The sequence below is a fragment of the Acinetobacter sp. UBA3025 genome (assembly GCF_002367915.1).
In the GTDB taxonomy this organism is placed as follows: Bacteria; Pseudomonadota; Gammaproteobacteria; order Pseudomonadales; family Moraxellaceae; genus Acinetobacter.
Map to the genome: position 1 here is coordinate 13,305 of NZ_DFDO01000042.1, position 863 is coordinate 14,167.

Annotated in this window: 2 protein-coding genes; both read left to right on the forward strand. The window is 41.4% G+C overall.

Annotation, left to right across the window (positions count from 1 at the left end):
- On the forward strand, positions 1–123 hold a 123-nt coding region (locus tag B4J23_RS01785; RefSeq protein WP_414631557.1), incomplete at its 5' end, for a PA3496 family putative envelope integrity protein.
- 71 nt (positions 124–194) lie between these two features.
- A complete protein-coding gene (locus B4J23_RS01790; RefSeq protein WP_004784868.1) occupies positions 195–719 on the forward strand; it encodes a YecA family protein in 525 nt (174 codons plus the stop codon).
- The last annotated feature ends 144 nt before the right edge of the window (positions 720–863 follow it).

Genomic DNA, 863 nt, shown 5'->3' on the forward strand with positions numbered 1-863 from the left:
AAAGAGTCGTTGGAAAAACGTCGTCTGATTGATGATCTGCTCTCGCAACGCCGCCTGGAACGCGAACTCAAAGATTTTGATTATGACTTCGACGATGATGACGACTTTGACGACGAAGATTAACGAATTCAGATTTAGCATAGCCTGAATAAATGCTATGCTAATCCTTTCGGTTTTCTAAGTTTGGATGTTAAATGAGTGCTTTAGATTTAGACCTGTTGAGTGAATATCTGGATGGCGACCAAAATGAGTATGGTCTGGATTTTGCGGCAACTCATGGTTTCTTATGTGCTATCGCAGTAGGCCCGCAATTTGACAAATGGATGGATGAACTTTTTGAAGGCAACCAGAAAAAAGTGCCTGCAGAAATCATCAATCAGGTTAAAGCATGGTTAGAGTCAATCCGTCAAAGCTTGGCCAATGAAGAAGGGATCACTTTCCCATTTGAAATTGAAGAAGCAGATACCGAATCAAGTCTAGGTGACTGGAGCGTGGGCTTTGTAGATGCCATGTTCTTGAACGAAGAAGCCTGGTTTACAGAAGAATTTGAAGAACAGTTGGTCGATTTAACGCTGCCAATTATGGTATTCAGTGGCATCGATGAAGAAGATCCGCAAATGGAATCTTTCCGTCGCAATGGCCAGTTAATGGATGAGCTTGCAGAAGAGATTCCAGAAAACTTGAATGAATTATATCTGATGTACCACACACCAGAATAAGTCATGCGCCGCCATGAAAAAGCACCGTCAGGTGCATTGCTGTCCCACAATTTTTCACAAGAGGAAGCTCAAATGAGCTTCCTCTTGTTTTATGGGTATTTTATCGGGTGAAAATAAAGCTTTTAAAGTTCTTCTTTCAAACAA

Coding starts and splice junctions, on each gene's coding strand:
- B4J23_RS01790 (WP_004784868.1), top strand. CDS start 195: ATGAGTGCTTTAGATTTAGACCTGTTGAGTGAATATCTGGATGGCGAC.